Source organism: Pseudomonas protegens (assembly GCF_003732485.1).
In the GTDB taxonomy this organism is placed as follows: Bacteria; Pseudomonadota; Gammaproteobacteria; order Pseudomonadales; family Pseudomonadaceae; genus Aquipseudomonas; species Aquipseudomonas protegens_B.
The window spans coordinates 269,993-289,662 of the sequence record NZ_MOAK01000043.1 but is presented as its reverse complement, the minus strand read 5'-3'; the positions used below and the strand labels follow the sequence as shown (position 1 = coordinate 289,662).

The 19,670-nt window shown below is 62.9% G+C and carries 17 protein-coding genes and 2 pseudogenes; 11 read left to right on the top strand and 8 right to left on the bottom strand.

The window, feature by feature from the left end; genetic code table 11:
- Window positions 1-13 precede the first annotated feature (13 nt).
- The gene (locus BLX41_RS10870) at window positions 14-1,333 is read left to right on the top strand and encodes an MFS transporter (protein WP_123724867.1); all 1,320 of its coding nucleotides are present in this window, start codon (window positions 14-16) and stop codon (window positions 1,331-1,333) included.
- Between the two features lie 176 nt (window positions 1,334-1,509).
- Window positions 1,510-2,028 carry a hypothetical protein gene (locus BLX41_RS10865; protein WP_123724866.1) on the top strand — a complete coding sequence of 173 codons (519 nt, stop codon included), beginning with the start codon at window positions 1,510-1,512 and terminating at the stop codon, window positions 2,026-2,028.
- 114 nt (window positions 2,029-2,142) lie between these two features.
- Here the strand turns inward: BLX41_RS10865 and BLX41_RS10855 are convergent, their stop codons facing one another.
- Window positions 2,143-2,559: a lysozyme inhibitor LprI family protein gene (locus BLX41_RS10855; protein ID WP_123724865.1), complete on the bottom strand. Its 417-nt coding sequence runs from the start codon at window positions 2,557-2,559 to the stop codon at window positions 2,143-2,145.
- A gap of 338 nt (window positions 2,560-2,897) precedes the next feature.
- Here BLX41_RS10855 and BLX41_RS10850 point away from each other — a divergent pair, with 338 nt between their 5' ends.
- Window positions 2,898-3,794, top strand: a complete 897-nt coding sequence (locus tag BLX41_RS10850) for a cation diffusion facilitator family transporter (protein WP_123724864.1) — start codon at window positions 2,898-2,900, stop codon at window positions 3,792-3,794.
- Window positions 3,795-3,860: 66 nt separating this feature from the next.
- Here BLX41_RS10850 and BLX41_RS10845 read toward each other — a convergent pair whose 3' ends face one another.
- Complete coding sequence (locus tag BLX41_RS10845) at window positions 3,861-4,535, bottom strand: heavy metal response regulator transcription factor (RefSeq protein WP_123724863.1); 675 nt, start codon at window positions 4,533-4,535, stop codon at window positions 3,861-3,863.
- Window positions 4,536-4,920: 385 nt separating this feature from the next.
- Between BLX41_RS10845 and BLX41_RS10840 the strand changes: the two genes are divergently transcribed.
- The 3 genes from BLX41_RS10840 (at window position 4,921) to BLX41_RS10830 (ending at window position 10,723) form a co-directional block, all read left to right on the top strand.
- Window positions 4,921-6,171: a TolC family protein gene (locus tag BLX41_RS10840; protein WP_123724862.1), complete on the top strand. Its 1,251-nt coding sequence runs from the start codon at window positions 4,921-4,923 to the stop codon at window positions 6,169-6,171.
- A 197-nt stretch (window positions 6,172-6,368) separates the two neighbouring features.
- Window positions 6,369-7,559, top strand: coding sequence for an efflux RND transporter periplasmic adaptor subunit (locus BLX41_RS10835; protein WP_123724861.1), 1,191 nt, complete (start codon window positions 6,369-6,371; stop codon window positions 7,557-7,559).
- A 26-nt stretch (window positions 7,560-7,585) separates the two neighbouring features.
- On the top strand, window positions 7,586-10,723 hold the full coding sequence (locus tag BLX41_RS10830) for a CusA/CzcA family heavy metal efflux RND transporter (RefSeq protein ID WP_123724860.1): 3,138 nt from the start codon (window positions 7,586-7,588) through the stop codon (window positions 10,721-10,723).
- A 466-nt stretch (window positions 10,724-11,189) separates the two neighbouring features.
- Here the strand turns inward: BLX41_RS10830 and BLX41_RS10825 are convergent, their stop codons facing one another.
- Together BLX41_RS10825 and BLX41_RS10820 are read right to left on the bottom strand one after the other, a co-directional pair.
- Entirely contained in the window at window positions 11,190-11,411 is a 222-nt protein-coding gene (locus BLX41_RS10825; RefSeq protein WP_123724859.1) for a hypothetical protein, read from the bottom strand.
- A 176-nt stretch (window positions 11,412-11,587) separates the two neighbouring features.
- Complete coding sequence (locus BLX41_RS10820; protein ID WP_123724858.1) at window positions 11,588-12,916, bottom strand: OprD family porin; 1,329 nt, start codon at window positions 12,914-12,916, stop codon at window positions 11,588-11,590.
- 330 nt (window positions 12,917-13,246) lie between these two features.
- Here BLX41_RS10820 and BLX41_RS10815 point away from each other — a divergent pair, with 330 nt between their 5' ends.
- Window positions 13,247-13,579 (top strand): DUF2790 domain-containing protein, encoded by a 333-nt coding sequence (locus tag BLX41_RS10815; protein ID WP_123724857.1) that lies wholly within the window; start codon window positions 13,247-13,249, stop codon window positions 13,577-13,579.
- 24 nt (window positions 13,580-13,603) lie between these two features.
- Here BLX41_RS10815 and BLX41_RS10810 read toward each other — a convergent pair whose 3' ends face one another.
- A complete protein-coding gene (locus BLX41_RS10810; RefSeq protein WP_123724856.1) occupies window positions 13,604-14,098 on the bottom strand; it encodes a RidA family protein in 495 nt (164 codons plus the stop codon).
- Between the two features lie 221 nt (window positions 14,099-14,319).
- Between BLX41_RS10810 and BLX41_RS37290 the strand changes: the two are divergent.
- The 4 genes and pseudogenes from BLX41_RS37290 to BLX41_RS37275 all read left to right on the top strand — a co-directional run.
- Window positions 14,320-15,042, top strand: a pseudogene (locus BLX41_RS37290) (PAS domain-containing protein); the annotation flags it as partial.
- A gap of 162 nt (window positions 15,043-15,204) precedes the next feature.
- Window positions 15,205-15,636 (top strand): methyl-accepting chemotaxis protein, encoded by a 432-nt coding sequence (locus BLX41_RS37285; RefSeq protein ID WP_404942761.1) that lies wholly within the window; start codon window positions 15,205-15,207, stop codon window positions 15,634-15,636.
- 181 nt (window positions 15,637-15,817) lie between these two features.
- Window positions 15,818-16,591 (top strand): annotated as a pseudogene (locus BLX41_RS37280) (PAS domain-containing protein); the annotation flags it as partial.
- Window positions 16,589-17,134: a methyl-accepting chemotaxis protein gene (locus BLX41_RS37275; protein WP_259744679.1), complete on the top strand. Its 546-nt coding sequence runs from the start codon at window positions 16,589-16,591 to the stop codon at window positions 17,132-17,134. The pseudogene BLX41_RS37280 and the gene BLX41_RS37275, both read left to right, overlap by 3 nt.
- A gap of 46 nt (window positions 17,135-17,180) precedes the next feature.
- On the opposite strand, the gene BLX41_RS10795 is transcribed toward BLX41_RS37275, so the two are convergent.
- The 3 genes from BLX41_RS10795 to BLX41_RS10785 form a co-directional block, all read right to left on the bottom strand.
- Window positions 17,181-17,708, bottom strand: coding sequence for a GNAT family N-acetyltransferase (locus BLX41_RS10795; protein ID WP_123724853.1), 528 nt, complete (start codon window positions 17,706-17,708; stop codon window positions 17,181-17,183).
- A 57-nt stretch (window positions 17,709-17,765) separates the two neighbouring features.
- Complete coding sequence (locus tag BLX41_RS10790) at window positions 17,766-18,671, bottom strand: LysR family transcriptional regulator (protein WP_123724852.1); 906 nt, start codon at window positions 18,669-18,671, stop codon at window positions 17,766-17,768.
- Window positions 18,672-18,780: 109 nt separating this feature from the next.
- Window positions 18,781-19,554 (bottom strand): SDR family oxidoreductase, encoded by a 774-nt coding sequence (locus BLX41_RS10785; protein ID WP_123724851.1) that lies wholly within the window; start codon window positions 19,552-19,554, stop codon window positions 18,781-18,783.
- Window positions 19,555-19,670: the final 116 nt, after the last annotated feature.

The following is a 19,670-nucleotide window of genomic DNA, read 5'->3' as shown; positions in this document are numbered from 1 at the left end:
CTGAGTTGCCTTTATGACCCCCTCCACAGAATCGTCGCCGGCGCGCTTTTCCCGCTCCGACTACAAGACCCTGGGCCTGGCCGCCCTGGGCGGAGCCCTGGAAATCTACGATTTCATCATCTTCGTATTTTTCGCCCTGACCCTGAGCCAGCTGTTCTTTCCTCCAGAAATGCCTGAATGGCTGCGCCTGCTGCAAAGCTTCGGGATCTTTGTCACCGGCTATCTGGCCCGGCCCCTGGGGGGCATTCTCATGGCCCACTTCGCCGACCGGCTGGGGCGCAAGAAGGTCTTCAGCCTGAGCATCCTGATGATGGCGCTGCCTTGCCTGCTGATCGGCATCATGCCCACCTATGCCCAGATCGGTTACTTCGCGCCCTTGCTGCTGTTGGCCCTGCGCGTGCTGCAAGGCGCCGCCGTGGGGGGAGAAGTGCCCAGTGCCTGGGTGTTCGTCGCCGAGCATGCGCCCCGGGCCCATCGCGGTTATGCCCTGGGCTTCCTCCAGGCCGGCCTGACCTTCGGCTACCTGCTGGGCGCGCTGACTGCGACCCTGCTGGCGCGACTCTTCAGCCCCGAGGAAATCCTCGATCATGCCTGGCGCTACCCCTTCCTGCTGGGTGGAGTGTTTGGGGTGATCGGCGTTTGGCTGCGCCGCTGGCTGAGTGAAACCCCGGTGTTCATGGCCCTGCAGCACCAACGCGACAGCGCCGGCGAATTGCCCCTGCGGACCGTGCTGCGGGAGCACCGGCTGGCGATACTGCCGGCGCTGATCCTCACCTGCGTGCTGACCTCGGCGGTGGTGGTGTTCGTGGTCATCACCCCGACCATGATGCAGAAGAGCTTCGGCATGAGCGCCGGCCATACCTTTGCCCTGAGCAGCCTGGGCATTGTTTTCCTCAATATCGGTTGCATCCTGGCCGGGCTGATCGTCGACCGCCTCGGCGCCTGGCGCACGGTGATGCTCTACAGCCTGCTGCTGCCCCTGGGCATTGCCGTGCTCTATGGCTGCCTGATCAGCGGCGGCGAGTGGATCGGCCTGGCCTACGCCATCGCCGGCCTGGGCTGCGGGGTGGTGGGGGCGGTGCCATCGGTGATGGTCAGCCTGTTTCCGCCGCGGATTCGCGTCTCGGGCATTTCCTTCACCTACAACATTGCCTATGCCCTCTGGGCCAGCACCACGCCGTTGTTGCTGATTGCCCTGATGCCCTGGAGTCCATGGGTCTGCGTGATCTATTGCGCAGTGATGGGGGCTGTGGGGGTGGCCAGTGCCGGTTACTTTGGTGGGTGTGTGGGCGAGGCTCGGCACGCATCTGCGCACAGCGATGGCTGCTACTGATCAGCTTCGCGAATTTTCTTCAGCGGGGGCGATTGTGCGAAACAGCGAGCTAGAGCCCTCGCCATTCAGCCTCTGAATCCAGAAAGTAATCGGGCTGAAAATTCGCCTTCAGCCCCCAGGTTCTTCCGCTAATCTCCCGGAATGCGCAGCCTGCGCTTGGATTTCCGGGAGCTGTCTTGATTCGTTCGACGCTGTGTTCCTTGCGAAATTTCTCCACCCTGGAGCCACTGTTGCAGGTGGCGCTGGTGAGCTTTGTGCTGGGGCTGGTTTTCGCCCTGATCGAGGCCTGGACCTGCAGCCTGGTGGACTACGGCCTGGAGGGTGCCAGTCCCGACAGCCTCAGTGCCCGAGTGCTGGCGGTGGAGACGGGGGCGCTGCTGGTGGAACAACTCGACACTGGGGAGCGCCAGCGTTTACGCCTGAGTCGCGACCTCAGCCAGCTCCAGGTGCCGCTCACGCAACTGACAGGGCAGACCCTGATGCTGAGTCACCTGCGGGGCTACCTGCTCAGTTGCAGTCACGACGATCAGCCGTGGTGCACCGCCCAGTGTTTCAACGCCGAACAGTGCCAGGAACGCTTGCGCGGGCGCGAGTCCTCCCTGGGCATGCTGTGCTTTACCTGGCTCGTCAGCCTGGCCTGCCTGCTGCTACACACCTTCCGCCCCCGCCCGTTCTATCCGCGAATGGGGCGCTGATGAACCTCCCCGACCAGTAGGAGCCGGCTTGCCGGCGAAGAGGCCCATGAGTCTTGCATCGCTCTCAGGGGCGCTTTCGCTGGCAAGCCAGCTCCTACGGGGCGAGTGGGGCGGTTATTGGGGCAGCAGTTGGTCCAGGTAGCGGGTGCGCTCTTTGCTCAGGCGGGTCACGCAGAGGTTGATCAGGGTGACGTGGGCCGGCTTGCCCGGTTCCACTTCGAAGGCCTCCAGCACGCAGGTGCTGTCGCGGAATTTGATCCAGGCACGCTGGGCATTCTTCAATTTGCCGAGGTATTCCTGTTCTTGCAGCAGGCTGCCGGGATACAGGTTGTGAACCCGCACCAGCAGCGCCTGATAGCTCTGGTTGAGCGCAGCGTCGGCGCGATCCTTGTCCTGCCGGGCGCAGCGATCGACCTGTTCGCTGACGCTGATGTGCTCGCAGTCCAGCGCTGCGGCCCGGGCAGGCGCCCAGCCAGCGGTACTGGCGAGTACGGCGATGACAAGGCCAAAGATCCATGGCTGATGAGGCATGTCGGTCCCTTGCGCTGAGAATGGAGCAGGCATTCTACAGAGCTGTTGCCGATGCAGAAGGGGCGCACGCGTACGCCCCTTGCACGATCGTAGTAATGGCGACCATCGCCGAACCAGAGGCCCGGTGTAGGGCCTTGGGTGGGGCGCCGAACAGGGAGCCGACGGCAACCGGCGGGTGTTTGCCTGCTTTTGGCGCATTCGCTGGTGTGCTAACGATGCCCGGCTGCAGATAACCGCCCACTAACGGCAACATGACAATGGGGTTATCCAGCGCAGGTGCGGCGGGCAATCGAACTATCATCAGGCCGACGCTTGTTTAAGCCACGGGAGGAGAGGTCATGGGAGCAGGACACAGTCACGGCCAGGTGCGGGCCGGGCATGAACGCAAGTTGTGGATAGCCCTGGGCCTGACCGGCAGTTTCATGATTGCCGAAGTCATTGGCGCCTTTGTCACCGGCAGCCTGGCGCTGTTGTCGGATGCCGCACACATGATGACCGACGCCCTGGCGTTGGCGATTTCCCTGGTGGCGATCCAGGTTGCCAAGCGCCCGGCGGACCGCAAACGCACTTTCGGTTATGCCCGTTTCGAAATCCTGGCCGCCGCATTCAATGCCTTGCTGTTGTTTGTGGTGGCGTTCTACATCCTGTTCGAAGCCTGGCAACGCTTGCAGGCACCGGCGCAAATCCAGTCCATCGGGATGTTGGTGATTGCGATCCTGGGGTTGATCGTCAACCTGATCTCCATGCGCCTGCTGGCCTCGGCCAGCAGCGAGAGCCTCAATGTCAAGGGCGCGTACCTGGAGGTGTGGAGCGACATGCTCGGCTCGCTGGGGGTGATCATCGCCGCCTTGGTGATCCTGTTCACCGGCTGGGGCTGGGTCGATTCCGTGGTGGCGGCGGCGATTGGCTTCTGGGTGCTGCCACGGACCTGGACCCTGCTCAAGGAGAGCATGAACGTGCTCCTGCAAGGCGTGCCGGACGGGATCGATATCGAGCAGGTGGAGCAGGGCATTCGCGAGGTGCCCGGGGTCAGCGATGTGCATGACTTGCATATCTGGGCCCTGACCAGTGGCAAGAACGTGCTCAGTGCCCATCTGGTGGCGCAGTTGCAGGGCCGGGATGAACAGGAGGTCCTGGCCCGGGTCACCGAATTGCTGCAGGAGCGGTTCGAGATCGCCCACGTCACCTTGCAGGTGGAGCAGGCGGGGTTTCATCAGCAGGTGCATGAGCATTGAAGGTGGCCTTGCCGGCCTCTTCGCTGGCAAGCCGGCTCCTACGGGGCGGGGGGGCTGGTGCGCGGTTCAGTCGCGCTCTTCGAGTACATAGCCCACGCCCCGCAGGGTGTGGATCAGCTTGCGCTCGAAAGGGTCGTCGATCTTCGCTCGCAAACGGCGGATCGAGACTTCCACCACGTTGGTGTCGCAATCGAAGTTCATGTCCCAGACAAAGGAGATGATCTGGGTCCGGGACAGCACTACGCCGCTCTGACGCATCAGCAGATGCAGCAGGGCGAATTCCTTGGTGGTCAGGTCGATGCGTTGTTTGCCACGAAAGGCCCGGTGCCGGCCCTGGTCCAGTTCCAGGTCGGCCACCCTGAGTACGTCGGGCACCGGCGCCTGTTCGCTGCGGCGCATCAGGGTGCGGACCCGGGCCAGCAGTTCGGGAAACTCGAACGGCTTGACCAGGTAGTCATCGGCCCCCAGATCCAGCCCCCGGATCTTGTCCGCCAGCCGTCCCTGGGCCGTGAGCATCATCACTCGGGTGTTGCTGTCCTCGCGGATTTGGCACAGCACGCCCCAACCGTCGATCTGCGGCAGGTTGACGTCCAGGATCACCAGATCGTAGGCGTGCTGGCGCGTCAGGTGCAGGCCATCCGCGCCGGTATTGGCGCAATCCACTACATAACCACTTTCAGTCAGTCCCTGATGCAGGTAGTCGGCAGTTTTGAGTTCGTCTTCGATAACCAGGATACGCATGCTGATGAGGTTCTCGGCGATAGGCGGCAGTAAAGGGAAGTTGCTGTAAATGACTTGAGTAATAATTTTAAAGTGAACTTTTATACAGGCAGTCTGAGGCACCTTTAACTTTGTGTCGGACGCTTTTAAAGTGCGGAAGGCGCTGTCTTTGAATGACGGAATATTAATACAGAACATTGAGCCAGAGCCTTTGCTAACGGATTTGTAATCTTTGCGCCACCCTGCTGATAAGCAGCGAAAGTTACCCTTGGTCGATATTGAAACTCTCCCTGTCAATGGGCGGAATGTTGCAGTTTCATATCGGCCAGGCCTGCGTTGAATAACCGCCGATATGTTCCGCCGCACTTTCGCAGAAACTTTGCCTCTGTAGGGGCCGGAACCTGTTATGCCGACTTTCCCGAGAACACTTCCCCGGGCAGCCTGGCGCTGCTCCGCGGCGCTGCTGCTGGCGCTGGTGGCGCAGTCTCCGAGTGCTGCCGAGCCACCCTCGCTGAGCCTTGACAACGCCCTGGCCAATGCCTTTGCCAACAACCCTGAACTGGCCGCCGCACGCTGGGAGATCGAGATCGCCCAGGGCGCTCTCCAACAGGCCGGGCTGATACCCAACCCGGTGCTGTCGGTGGATGCCGAGGACACTCGCAGGGATACGCGCACCACTTCGGTCAAACTCAGCCAGGCGCTGGAGCTGGGGGGCAAGCGCGGAGCTCGGGTGGAGGTGGCCAGCCGCGGACAGGCGCTCGCGGCCCTGGAACTGGAACGACGGGGCAACCAACTGCGGGCCGATGTCCTGGAGGCTTTCTACGCCGCCCTGCGGGCCCAGGAACGCACGCAACTGGCCGGACGTTCCCTGGCCCTGGCCGAGCGCGGTGTCACTGTGGCCCAGGGACGGGTCAATGCCGGCAAGGCCTCGCCGGTGGAGGCCACCCGGGCCCAGGTACAGCTGGCGGAAGTTCGCCTGGAGCTCAACCGTGGCCAGATGGAGCAGGACAATGCCTATCGGCAGTTGGCGAGGGTCACGGGCTCTGCCACCCCGGACTTTGCCGCCGTGCAGGAGCCCTCGTTGTCGCTGGCGGATCTGCCGGCTTCGGCGCAATTGCTGAATCGGTTGCAGGAGACCGCAGAACTGCGTCTGGCGGAGCAGGAGATTGTCCAGCGCGAGGCGTCCCTGGGCCTGGAAAAAGCCCAGCGCATTCCCGACCTCGACGTCAGCGTTGGCAGCCAGTACGACGCCACTGCCCGCGAGCGGGTGAACCTGGTGGGGCTGTCGATGCCGCTACCGCTGTTCAACCGCAACCAGGGCAATGTGCTGTCCGCCGCCCGTCGTGCCGATCAGGCCCGCGACCTGCGCAACGCCACCGAGCTGCGCCTGCGCACCGAAACCCGTCAGGCCCTGGAGCAATGGAGCACCGCCAGGGGCGAGGTGCAGTCGTTCAACCAGACCATCCTGCCCGCGGCCCAGCGTGCGGTGGACAGCGCCACCCGGGGCTTCGAGATGGGCAAGTTCAGCTTCCTCGAAGTGCTCGATGCCCAGCGCACCTTGATCAGCGCCCGTAGCCAGTACCTCGCCGCGGTGACGCAAACCACCGATGCCTGGGTGCGGATCGAACGCATCTATGGCGACCTCCGCCGTTGGTGAAAGTCTGGTTGAGGGGGCTCGTGTGCCTGGCCGCCCTGCTGGTCAGCGATTGCAGCGGTGCACCAGCGGCGCCGCCGGATGAGCCGCCCCGGCACTGGTGTGTCCATGAATGGCACCGGGCTCTCGACGAATTTTTCTTTCCGCATACCTCGTAAGGCGCTTCTCGCGCTGCCGAACATCGATTGTCAGGAGCACCCATGGATAAAAAACGCAGCCTTGTCATGGCCATCACAACGGTGGTCGGTCTGGGAGCGGTGGCCTTACTGCTGCCGGACCTGTTCGCTACCCCGGCCACCGTCCGCACCCAGACACCTGCACCTGCGGTTGCAGAGCCGGCCGGGCATGGCGAAGAGGAACCTGAAGGGCATCTGGAGCTCAGTCCCGAGCAGATCCAGGCGGCCGGCATCGAACTGGTCGAGGCCGGGCCCCGGCGTCTCAATCGCCTGCTCAGCCTGCCGGGGGAGATCCGCTTTGACGAGGACCGCACTTCCCACATCGTGCCCCGGGCTGCCGGCGTGGTGGAGTCGGTGCAGGTCAATCTCGGTCAGGCGGTCAAGCGCGGCGAACTGCTGGCGGTCATTGCCAGCCAGCAGGTGTCCGACCAGCGCAGTGAACTGGCGGCTGCCGGGCGGCGGGTGGAACTGGCCCGTACTACCTTCGAGCGCGAGCGCCAGTTGTGGACCGACCAGATCTCCGCCGAGCAGGATTACCTGCTGGCGCGGCAAACCCTGCAAGAAGCGGAAATCGCCCTCAACAACGCCCGGCAGAAGATGAATGCCTTGAGTGGCAGCGCGCAGTTGGTGGGGGGCAATCGCTATGAAATGCGTGCGCCGTTCGATGGCGTGGTGGTGGAGAAACACCTCAGCGTCGGCGAAGTGGTGAGCGAAACCAGCGCCGCTTTCACCCTTTCGGACCTGTCGCGGGTCTGGGCCACCTTCGGGGTATTCCCCAAGGATCTGGACAAAGTCCGGGTCGGCCAGCCGGTGAATGTCAGCTCCAGTGAGTTGGGAACCCAGGTCCAGGGCAAGGTGGCCTACGTCGGCAGTCTGCTGGGGGAGCAGACCCGGACCGCCACCGTGCGGGTGACCCTGGCCAACCCTGGTGACACCTGGCGACCGGGGCTGTTCGTCTCGGTGCAAGTGGCCACCGAAGCCTTCGAAGCACCGGTCAGCGTGCCGGAGACGGCGATTCAGACCGTGGAAGACCGGCCTTCGGTGTTTGTCCGGGTGGCCGAGGGTTTCCAGGCCACGCCGGTGGTCACCGGGGCCACTCAGGACGGTTTCGTCGAGATCCGCGAAGGCCTGGCCGCCGGGGCTCGGGTCGTCACCCGTGGCAGCTTCACCCTCAAGTCCGAGCTGGGCAAAGGCTCGGCCGACCATGGCCATTGATCGGTCACAGCACAGAGTGATTTCCCATGTTTGAGCGCATCATTCAATTCGCCATCGAGCAGCGCATCATCGTCCTCCTGGCGGTGCTGCTGATGGCCGGGGTCGGTATCGCCAGCTACCAGAAACTGCCGATCGACGCGGTCCCCGACATCACCAACGTCCAGGTGCAGATCAACTCCGCAGCGCCAGGGTTCTCGCCCCTGGAAACCGAGCAGCGCATCACTTTTCCCATCGAAACCGCCATGGCCGGCCTGCCGGGGTTGCAGCAGACCCGCTCGCTGTCGCGCTCGGGGCTGTCCCAGGTGACGGTGATCTTCAAGGACGGCACGGACCTGTTCTTCGCCCGGCAACTGGTCAACGAGCGCCTGCAAGTGGCTCGGGAGCAATTGCCCGAGGGCGTGGAAGCGGTGATGGGACCGATCTCCACCGGGCTGGGGGAAATCTTCCTCTGGACCGTGGAGGCCGAGGACGGCGCGCGCAAGGAGGACGGCACGCCTTACACCCCCACCGACCTGCGGGTGATCCAGGACTGGATCATCAAGCCGCAACTGCGCAACGTCCAGGGCGTGGCTGAGATCAACACCATCGGCGGCTTCGCCAAGGAGTACCAGATCGCCCCGGACCCCAAGCGCCTGGCGGCCTACAAGCTGACCCTCAATGATCTGGTGACGGCCCTGGAGCGCAACAACGCCAACGTCGGTGCCGGCTACATCGAGCGCAGCGGCGAGCAGTTGCTGATCCGTGCGCCAGGGCAACTGGCCTCCATCGAGGACATCGCCAACATCGTCATCAGCAGCAGCGACGGCACGCCGATCCGCGTGCGCAATGTCGCCGAGGTGCAGATCGGTCGCGAACTGCGCACCGGCGCGGCCACCGAGAACGGCCGGGAAGTGGTGCTGGGGACGGTGTTCATGCTGATCGGCGAGAACAGCCGCAGCGTGTCCCAGGCGGTGGCGAAAAAACTCGAAGAGATCAACCGCTCACTGCCCGAAGGGGTGGTGGCGGTCACGGTGTACGACCGCACCAACCTGGTGGAAAAGGCCATCGCCACGGTGAAGAAGAACCTCTTCGAGGGCGCGCTGCTGGTGATCGTGATTCTGTTCCTGTTCCTGGGCAATATCCGCGCGGCGCTGATCACCGCTCTGGTGATCCCGCTGTCCATGCTGTTCACTTTTACCGGCATGTACAGCAACAAGGTCAGCGCCAACCTGATGAGCCTCGGCGCCCTGGATTTCGGCATCATCGTCGACGGCGCGGTGGTGATTGTGGAGAACGCCATCCGCCGCCTGGCCCATGCCCAGCAGCACCACGGCCGCATGCTGAGCCGCTCCGAGCGCCTGCATGAAGTCTTTGCCGCAGCCAAGGAGGCCCGGCGTGCGCTGATCTTCGGCCAGTTGATCATCATGGTGGTGTACCTGCCGATCTTCGCCCTCACCGGGGTGGCCGGGAAGATGTTCCATCCCATGGCCTTCACCGTGGTCATGGCCCTGTTGGGGGCGATGATCCTCTCGGTGACCTTTGTCCCGGCGGCCATCGCGCTGTTCGTCACCGGCAAGGTCAAGGAAGAGGAAAACCTGCTGATGCGCAGCGCCAAGCGGGGCTACGCACCGGTGCTCGACTGGGTCATGGGGCATCGTGCACCGACCTTCGTCCTGGCCGTGGCGATCCTGCTGGGCAGCGGCCTGCTGGCCAGCCGCATGGGCAGCGAATTCATTCCCAGCCTCAGCGAAGGCGACTTCGCCCAGCAGGCTCTGCGGGTGCCCGGCACCAGCCTCACGCAATCGGTGGACATGCAGCAGCGCCTGGAGAAAACCCTGCTGGCGCAGGTGCCGGAGATCGAGCGGGTGTTTGCCCGCACCGGCACCGCAGAGATCGCCTCGGACCCTATGCCGCCGAATATTTCCGACAGTTACGTGATGCTCAAGCCCAAGGCCCAGTGGCCGGACCCGGGCAAGTCACGGGAGGCGCTGATTGCCGATATCCAGCGCGCCAGCGCCCTGGTGCCGGGCAGCGCCTATGAACTGTCGCAGCCGATCCAGCTGCGTTTCAACGAACTGATTTCCGGGGTGCGCAGCGATGTGGCGGTCAAGGTTTTCGGTGACGACATGAACGTGCTGAACAAGACCGCCAATGAAATCGCCACGGCCCTGCAGGGGTTGTCCGGTGCCTCGGAAGTCAAGGTCGAACAGACCTCCGGCCTGCCGGTATTGACCATCAATATCGACCGCGACAAGGCGGCGCGATTCGGTCTGAACGTGGGCGATGTGCAAGACACCATCGCCGTGGCCGTGGGCGGGCGCCAGGCCGGCACCTTGTACGAAGGCGACCGCCGTTTCGATATGGTGGTGCGCCTGTCCGACCAGCTGCGCACTGACATTGACGGCCTGTCGCAGCTGTTGATCCCGATCCCGGCGACGGCGGGCAGTGGCAATGGACAGATCGGCTTTATCGCCCTGTCGGAAGTGGCCAGCCTCGACCTGGTGTTGGGCCCCAATCAGGTCAGCCGCGAGAACGGCAAGCGCCTGGTAATCGTCAGCGCCAACGTGCGCGGGCGCGATATCGGTTCCTTCGTCGAGGAAGCCACGGTGTTGATCGGCGAGAAGGTCAAGGTCCCGGCGGGGTACTGGACAACTTGGGGCGGTCAGTTCGAGCAATTGCAGGAAGCGTCCCAGCGTCTGCAAGTGGTGGTGCCGGTGGCGCTGCTGCTGGTGTTCGGGTTGCTGTTCATGATGTTCAACAACCTCAAGGACGGCCTGTTGGTATTCACCGGCATCCCCTTTGCCTTGACCGGTGGGATCATGGCCCTGTGGCTGCGGGATATTCCGTTGTCGATCTCGGCAGGGGTGGGGTTCATCGCCTTGTCGGGGGTGGCGGTGCTCAATGGGCTGGTAATGATTGCCTTTATCCGCAATCTGCGGGAGGAGGGGCGTTCCCTGTCCATGGCTATTCATGAAGGTGCCCTGACCCGCCTGCGCCCGGTGTTGATGACTGCCCTGGTGGCGTCCCTGGGGTTTATCCCCATGGCCCTGGCCACCGGCACCGGCGCCGAAGTGCAACGGCCCCTGGCTACCGTGGTGATTGGCGGCATCCTGTCCTCCACCATCCTCACCCTTCTGGTCTTGCCGGCGCTGTATCAGTGGGCGCACCGCAAGGAAGAGGACTAGTTCCTCTAGCTGGACTGTTGGCGAAGGTGCTCTTGCGGGCGCCTTCGCTGGCAAGCCAGCTCCTACGGAGGGCAGGTACATCGCGTCAATTTCTGTAGGAGCCGGCTTGCCGGCGAAGGCGTTCTTGAGGGTGTCTTCGCTGGCAAGCCAGCTCCTACGGAGGGCAGGTGCATCGGGTCAATTCCTGTAGGAGCCGGCTTGCCGGCGAAGGCGATCTTGAGGGTGTCTTCGCTGGCAAGCCAGCTCCTACGGAGGGCAGGCACATCGGGTCAATTCCTGTAGGAGCCGGCTTGCCGGCGAAGGCGATCTTGAGGATGTCTTCGTCGGCAAGCCAGTTCCTGCAGGTCGGTAGTCAATGGGCAGGCAAAAAAAAGCGCCCCATGCGGGACGCTAAAAATTCATCTCTTTCCAAAGGAGCATCAAAAAAACGCTTCAAGAGATGAATGTGCTCGGTAGGCAATCACCGTTAAATATCTTCCTCGGCCGCAGCGGGTGCGGAAGCGTCGCGAGGGGGAGTGCCGGTGCCGCCAGCGGCGGCTGTTTCCTGGTTGGCGTCGCCGTGAATCTGTTCCTGGCTGGCCAGGAAGGTTTCGCGGACCTGCTGTGGGCGTTCGCTGCCATCAGCAGCCCAGACGGCGGAGCTGGTAGTGGCCAGAAGGCCGATCAACAACAGTCGGGTGGGACCCATGGTGTTTCTCCTGACAAGCTCGCCGGCCGGGGGAATCACGGCGGATTCGAGTGTGCCCAGGAGTATATGGAGACCAACCTAACGAGAAGGTGAGGCCGATATTACAGTTCTGCAAGCCGTGAGTCTGTGAAGAAGTTTTAACACCGGGCAGGCGTCAACCTGCCCGGCCAGGCACCTCAGAGCAGGGCCAGGGGGTACTCGACGATCAGTCGGAACTCTTCCAGGTCGGACTCGAACTGGCTGGAGCGGATGGTCGCCTGACGGATACGCAGGGACAGGTCCTTGAGCGTGCCGCCCTGGAACACATACTTGGCTTCGATGTCCCGCTCCCAGCGACGTTGATCGGTCAGCGGATCACCCGCCGCGTCGCGGCGCATGTACACCGAGTTGGCGTTGCTGTAGTCGGCACCGCTGCCGCGCCCGTAGCGGGTCATGAATGACAGGCCGGGGATGCCCAGGGTCTGCATGTCGAGGTCGTAGCGGACCATCCACGAGCGCTCCTTGGGCGAGTTGAAGTCGCTGTACTGGATCGAGTTGTCGAGGAAGATCGAGTCCGACTGGCGCAGGTAGTCGAAGTCGTCGTTGCCGTTGTTGCGCTGGTGCGACAGCGCCAGGGTGTGGGCGCCGTAGGTGGCGCCGACCTTGGCGCTCCAGATGTTGTTGTCGAACTCGCCCAGCAGTTTCTTGCCCTCATCCACGGCCTTGTAATAGTTGAAGCCGCTGAACAGGCTCAGCTCGTCGGACAGCGGGTAATTGCCCGCGACGCCAAGGTAGTACTGATCCCAGGCGTCTTTCAGGCGGCTGCTGTAGAGGCTGAAACTGAGGTTGGAGTTGAACTTGTAGTCGCCACCGAAGTAGCCGACCCAGGGCGAATCCACCTTGCCCGCGTAGAAGGTGGCGAAGCCATCGCGCATGCCACTGCTGTCGGGCTGGCTCATGGCGTGCAAGCGTCCTCCCTGCAAATCCAGGCCGTCGATGCTGGTGTTCTCCAGGGTCACCCCGCGAAAGCTTTCCGGCAGCAGGCGCGAGTCGCCGTAGTGCACCACCGGCGTCTTGGGGAACACGTCGCCCACTTTCAATGTGGTGTCCAGGGCTAGCAGTTTTACCGCGCCCCCGGCCTTGCCATAGCCGTCGGCGGGCTCGTTGTCGCGGCTCACCGGCAGCATGCCGAAGGAGCCGCCGCCACCGCTGCGACCGGTGCCTGAGTCGAGCTTGAGGCTGTACATGGCGAAAGCATCGATACCGAATCCAACAGTGCCCTGGGTAAAGCCGGACTCGAACTTGCCGATCAGGCCCTGGGCCCAGGCTTCGGAGTAACCGTTGCCGGTGGGGCTGGATTGGCCCTTGCGATCGTCGCGGTTGTAGTAGAAGTTGCGCAGCAGCAGGTCAAGGCGGCTGCCTTCGACAAAGCCTTCGGGCCGTTCCTCGGCGGCTACCGCCGCCACGGGACACAGCCCCAGTACCGCGGCAAGCACGGACAGGGACAGGGGGGGATTGATTCGCATGGGGTCGCTCCTGAGTGTTGGCAGCTATCAACTTTTATATCGCCAGAGGCGTTCTTATGGGTGCGACTGACAGGCACGCAGGTGCCATGAAAGTCGCTGTCGATAGTTGCAAACAGTCGATAACGGTGGGGTGACCCGGTGATTACAATTGTGCAAGAAAGGGCCGTGACAGCGGTCGGCATAAACTGCTTAAACCCCCGTGAACAGGGGCGATGGCGATAGGCGACTAGGTTGTCTGCGGGGGCATTACAGATAAGTAATGTGCCCGCGATCATTCTGACAGGGTCGGTTCCTTATCCTCGCTGGTGTCAACTGGACGAGGAAACTGTCATGAAGTTTTTCAACTTGAGTATCGCCGCGCTGCTGTTGTCCATTTCTTCCCTGGCTCTGGCCGAGGGCGGCGGTGATCGCACCTTTACCCGAGCCATGGTGGAGAACCAGAAGGCCATGGAGCGCTATGCCGCGAGCCAGGGCAAACCGGCCCCGGTGGTGCAGAACTACCGCTACGGCATGGCGCTGGATATCGCCAGGGTGGTCAACGTGACGCCTCCGATCAAGTCCTGCGAGGTGGTGCCCTCACGCATGACCTATGAAGACTCCGCCGGCCAGCTCAAGACCATCGAATATCAGGTGCTGGGTCAGTGCCGTAACAACGGCAGCTGACTCTGGGCCCTTGATGCCGTGCCCTCAGGCGTCGCCCGGTTCGGGGTGCAGGGCAACGATCATGTCGACTTCCACCGAGGCGTTTTTCGGCAACTGATAGACCCCCAGCGAAGTGCGTGTGTGCACGCCGGCCTCGGCAAAGACCGAGTACAGGATCTCTGAGGCGCCATCCGCCACTTCGCTCTGCTGGGTAAAATCCGCAGCGCTCTGCACATAGACGTTGATCCGCAGAATGCGCTTGATCCGCTGCAGGTCGCCGAGCATCTGTTCCAGGATCGCCAGGGCTCGCAGGGTACAGATCTGTGCCCCGTGCCGGGCCTGCTCCAGGGACGTCTGGGCACCCACCCGGCCGACCACCATCACGGTGTTGTCGATGCGCGGGATCTGCCCGCTGACATAGACCTCATCACCGTTGCGCACCGCCGGCACATAGTTGCCGCCAATGCGCATCTGGCCTTCAAAACTGTGCCCGACTTGTGCTGCCGCCTGCTGGAAAAGTGCCTTGCGTGATGCATCCATAGTCCAACTCCGTCGATCGCCGTGGAATTTCCCGAAGCCGACTATACGCGCTCCAGGGCGGCGATGAATCTTCGGCGAAAGCCCCGTTTCGACTGGGTTTGCTTGCTGTTGAATTTTTTTTGTCGGACAAGTCCCAGTTGCTATTAAGAAAATTCTTTCAGGGCCGATGTTAGGCCCAAAGCAGCCTATTTTTTCAGTCCCCCGTCCCCCGGTGCATCCTCATGTTCAATAAACGCTTGAAGCAAGAGCTGTCGGCTCTTCGTGAAGAACTTTCGAGCCTTCAGCAAGTGAAGGAAAGTCTTGAAAGCGAGATGCTCGTGATCAATTTGAGCGCCGATGGACGGATTCAATCGGTCAACCACAACTTCGCCCAGGAAATGCTCTACAAGAGTGGCGATCTGGTAGGCCGTGCCCTGGAGGACATAGTCCCGGATCACGTCAAGCACGACGAGTTCCATCAGCGCTTCAAGGCGACCCTGGCCCGGGGCGAGCATTTTGCCGGTGCGGTACGCTTGCTGCGGGGCAACGGTGAGGAAGCCTGGCTGCGCTCCATTTCCCAGCCGATTCGCGACTCCGAGGGACGGATCAAGTATTTCGCAATCTTTTCCAGCGACCTGACCCGCACCATCGAAGCCTCCCGCGAGCACGAGAACCTGATCGGCGCTCTGATGCGTTCCACCGCGCTGATCGAGTTCGACCTCAATGGCCATGTGCTGACCGCCAATGATCGGTTCCTGTCCGGTATGGGGTACAGCCTGGCGCAGATCAAGGGCAAGCATCACCGCATGTTCTGTGAACCTGAGGAATACAACAGCGCAGCCTACCAGGCGTTCTGGAGACGTTTGAATGCTGGGGAATTCATCGCTGAACGCTTCAAGCGGATCGATGCCCATGGCCGGGTGGTGTGGCTGGAGGCCTCCTACAACCCGGTGCTGGATGCCAACAACAAGCTCTACAAGGTGGTGAAGTTCGCCACGGTGATCACCGATCAAGTGAACCAGGAACTGGCGGTAGCCGAGGCGGCGAACATTGCCTACAGCACCTCTTTGCAGACCGACAACAGCGCCCAGCGCGGCACCACGGTGGTCACCGAGGCGGTGAACGTCATGCGTGATCTGGCCAAGCACATGCAGGACGCCGGCGAAGGCATCGGCGCCCTGAACGAGCAGTCCCTGGTGATTGGCAGCATCGTCAAGACCATCAGCGGGATTGCCGAGCAGACCAACTTGCTGGCCCTCAACGCGGCGATCGAGGCGGCCCGTGCCGGTGAGCAGGGACGGGGCTTTGCCGTGGTCGCCGATGAGGTCCGGCAACTGGCCTCGCGTACCAGCAAGGCCACCGAGGAAATCGTTGGCGTGGTCCGGCAGAATCAGGACATGGCGCGTGAAGCCGTGGAGTTGATGACTGAAGGCAAGCTGCAGGCGGAGCAGGGGCTGGCCCTGGCCGCGGAAGCCGGTGCGGTGATCGTCGAGATCCAGGATGGCGCACAGAAAGTGGTGAGTGCGGTCGGGCAGTTCGCCAATCAACTGTCGACCTGAGTCGTGGGGCCCCGGTGACGGGGCACAGCTCATCCCCCCGGGGCGGCCCCTGACGGCCTTGAGGATATTTCCGAAGAGGGCTTAAGATTATTCTGAAACGCGGTGCGCGGCTTGGAGAAAGGTCGCCAGGCGCCGATGGCAAGAGGATCGCTGTATCCACTCTTAGTCTGTCGGTGTATCCATGTTCAACAAACGTTTGAAGCAACAGCTTGCCACCTTGAGCGATGAGCTGAATGCTCTGCAGCAATTCAAGGCCTGTCTGGAAACCCAGGTGCTCAGCATCGAACTGGACGGCGAGGGGATGATCCGTCGGGTCAACCAGAACTTCACTCAAGTGCTGGACTTCGACGGCCAACAGCTCTGTGGGCGCTCCCTGGAGCACATCGTGTCGCGCCACCCACAAGCGGTTGAACTGTACCGTGCCTTCAAGGCGGCCCTGGGCCGCAATGAAAGCTATATCGGTCAACTGCGCCTGCAGCGTGGCAACGGCCGCGATGCCTGGCTGCACGCCTGTGTTCAGCCGATTCACGACAGTGCCGGGCAGCTCGACCATTACACCCTGGTCTGCACCGACCGGACGGCGTCGGTGGAAAGTGCCTGCGAGCATGAAAACCTGATGGCGGCGTTGTTGCGCTCAACCGCGGTGATCGAATTTGATCTGCAAGGTCGGGTGCTGACCGCCAACCCGCGTTTTCTGGCGTGCATGGGTTACCGCCTCGATGAGGTCCAGGGGCAGAACCACCGTCTGTTTTGCGAACCCCAGGAATATGAAGGGCCTTCGTACCAGGAGTTCTGGGCGCGCTTGAATGCCGGCGAGTATGTCGCCGACCGCTTCAAGCGTATCGACAGCCAGGGCCGGGTGGTGTGGCTCGACGCCTCCTACAACCCGGTGCTGGATGCCAACGGCCAGCTCTACAAGGTGGTGAAGTTCGCCACCCTGATCACCGATCAGGTGAATCAGGAACGCTCGGTGGCCGAGGCCGCCGACATCGCCTACAGCATTTCCCGGCAAACCGACACCAGTGCCCAGCGCGGCTCGGCGGTGGTCACCGAAACCCTGGACGTGATGCGCGACCTGGCCAAGTGCATGCAAGAGGCCGGTGACGGTATCGAAGCCCTGAACGAGCAGTCCCTGGTGATTGGCAGCATCGTCAAGACCATCAGCGGGATTGCCGAGCAGACCAACCTGCTGGCCCTCAACGCGGCGATCGAGGCGGCTCGGGCCGGTGAACAGGGACGCGGTTTCGCCGTGGTCGCCGACGAGGTCCGACAACTGGCCTCACGTACCAGCAAGGCCACCGACGAAATCGTCGGTGTGGTGCGGCACAACCAGGACATGGCCCGCTCGGCCGTGGAACTGATGGCCGAAGGTCGCCAGCAGGCCGAGCAGGGCCTGACTCTGGCGGCGGAGGCCGGCACGGTGATTGTCGAGATCCAGGACGGTGCGCAGAAAGTGGTGGGCGCGGTGGGGCAGTTCGCCAGTCAACTGTCCAACTGAGTGTCACGCTGAGGGTTCAAGTCTGGCCCTGCGGACGCAGAGGGTTTCAGTGTTGCAACGGCCCATGGCATTCGTAATGCAAACGGTCGAACCATTGCCCGTGCAGCAGGAAGCTGCGGCGTGAATGGCCGTAGCAGGAGAACCCGGACGTTTCCAGTACCCGCACCGAACCGAGGTTCTCCGGTCGGGCGTTGGCTTCGATACGGCTCAGTTGCAACTCCCCGAAGGCCCGTTGCAGGACTTGCGCCACCGCTGCCCGGGCGATGCCGCGGCCGTTGAAACGGGCGCCTACTCGATAGCCCAGTTCGGCGCAATTGAGGTAGGGGCGCTGCACCCGGTGCAGGTTGATGCGCCCCACCAGCTGCGAATGCTCACGGATCAGAAATTGATAGCCGCGATCCGCCTCGGCGTCCTGTCGAGCCTGGGCGATGGCCTCGGCGACACCTTCGGCACTGTAGTACGCAGCGGGTCGGGCGTTGATCGAGGCTTCGAAAAAAGCGCGGTTGTCTTCTTCAAAAGTCAGCAGTTCATGCACGTCGTCAGGCTGTGGGGCGGTGATGTACAGGTGGGTCATGGTCCGGTGGCCTCAATCCGTTGAAGGCGCCTTCATCTCACGTTCTGCAGGTCGGCTTCAAGCCTCCAGGTGCGGTTTGATCAGCTCGGCGAACCATTCGATGAACACATTGAGACGGCGCGAGCGATGGCGGCGGTCGGGGTACAGTGCGCTGATTTCCATGGGCGCCACCGGCAGTTCATGCAGCACCTGCACCAACTCGCCTCGCTCCAGCAGGTGCTGCACATCGAAGCGCGGCACCTGGATCAGCCCCAGGCCCTGGCGACAGCAGGCAATGTAGTTCTCGACGTTGTTGACGATCACTCGACTGGGCAGGCCCAGCAGGTGCTCGCGACCTTCCAGCAGGTACTCCCAGGGCTGTTCGCGGCCAGTGTCCGGGGAGGCGTAACCGACCATCCACTGGCCGCTCTGCAAATCCTGGTGCGTGTGGGGCTCGCCTTGTTCGGCGAGGTAGGCGGGGCTCGCGCAGTTGATCAGCGCCAGTTGCCCCAGAGGCCGGGCGATCAGGCTGCTGTCGGCCAGGCTGCCGACGCGGATCGCGCAGTCGATGCCTTCCTGGACCAGGTCGATGCTGCGATCACAGGCCCCCAGGGACAGTTGCAGGCCCGGGTATTGCGCCAGCCATTGGGGCAGGGCGGGCACGATCAGGCGCCGGGCGATACGGCTGGGCACGTCGATGTTCAAGCGCCCGCTGACGTCCACCTGGCGATGGTGGAATAGTTGGCTGAGTTCGGATGCGTCCGCCAGCAGGCGCCGGGCCCGCTCCAGGAGGATGGCGCCGTCGGCGGTCAATTGCACATGCCGGGTCGTGCGGTGCAGCAGGCGGGTGCCGAGGCCGGTTTCCAGTTGCTGCACGGCGGAGGAGACGGTGGCCCGTGGCAGCTCCAGAGCATGGGCGGCCTTGATGAAGCTGCCCATGTCGGCCACCTGGATGAACACGCGGTATTGCTCAAGCTTATCCATCGTTTGAACGATCCTGGTTCGGGGGTGCCTGACGGCAGTGGATCGCAGCATCGGCCGAGGCGATCGATGCTGCGGCTCGGCAGGCCAATTTACCCCTTGGGCGCCAGGATTACTTGGTGGTGTAGCCGCCGTTGATCAGTAAGGTCTGGCCAGTGATCCACCAGCCTTCGGTGACCAGGTGGCGAATGAAGGGCACCACGTCCTCGATATCGGTGAGCCCGGTCTTGCTTGATGGCGACAGGGCCGCGGCGCTCTTGTGGTAGGCCACGGCGTCGTCCCCTTCGGCGGGGTAGAAGAACGGCGTGTCCATGGGCCCCGGCCCCACGGCGGTGACCGAAATGCCCCGGGCACCGAACTCCTTGGCCGCGGCTCGGGTGAAGTGTTCCACCGGTGCCTTGGAGCCGCCGTAGGCGGCGTAGAACGGGGTGAAGGCCCCCAGCAGCGAAGTCACCAGGGTCACCAGCTTGCCGTTGTCCTCCAGGTGCTTGCCGGCTTCCTTGATAAAGAAGAAAGCGCTCTTGGCATTGACTGCAAACATCTGGTCGTACTCGTCTTCGCTGATGTCGACTATGGGTTTTTTCAGCACCTTGCCCACGGTGTTGATGGCGATGTCGATCTTGCCGAAGCGCGCCTTGACCTCACTGAACAGACGCTCCACGGCACTGGCGCGGGTGAGGTCGGCCTGCCACGCCTGGGCCTCCACACCCAGGGCCTTGAGTGCCGCCACCGTGGCCTCTGCGTCGGCCCGGCTGGCGTTGCTGTTGTAGTGCACGGCCACCGCCCGCGCACCGTGGCTGGCCAGGTCGCGGGCAATCAGGCCGCCGAGGTTCTTCACGCCACCGGCGATCAGCACGACTTTGTTGTTCAGGGAGTGATCGGTCATGGCGCGGGTCCTTCAACAATTGGGGTGAAGGCTGAGTCTAGTGTCTGCACCGCTGTTGATAAGCCGTCGGCGGCTGGACGGATTATCCAGAAAATCCGGCCAATGACCTTGCCTGC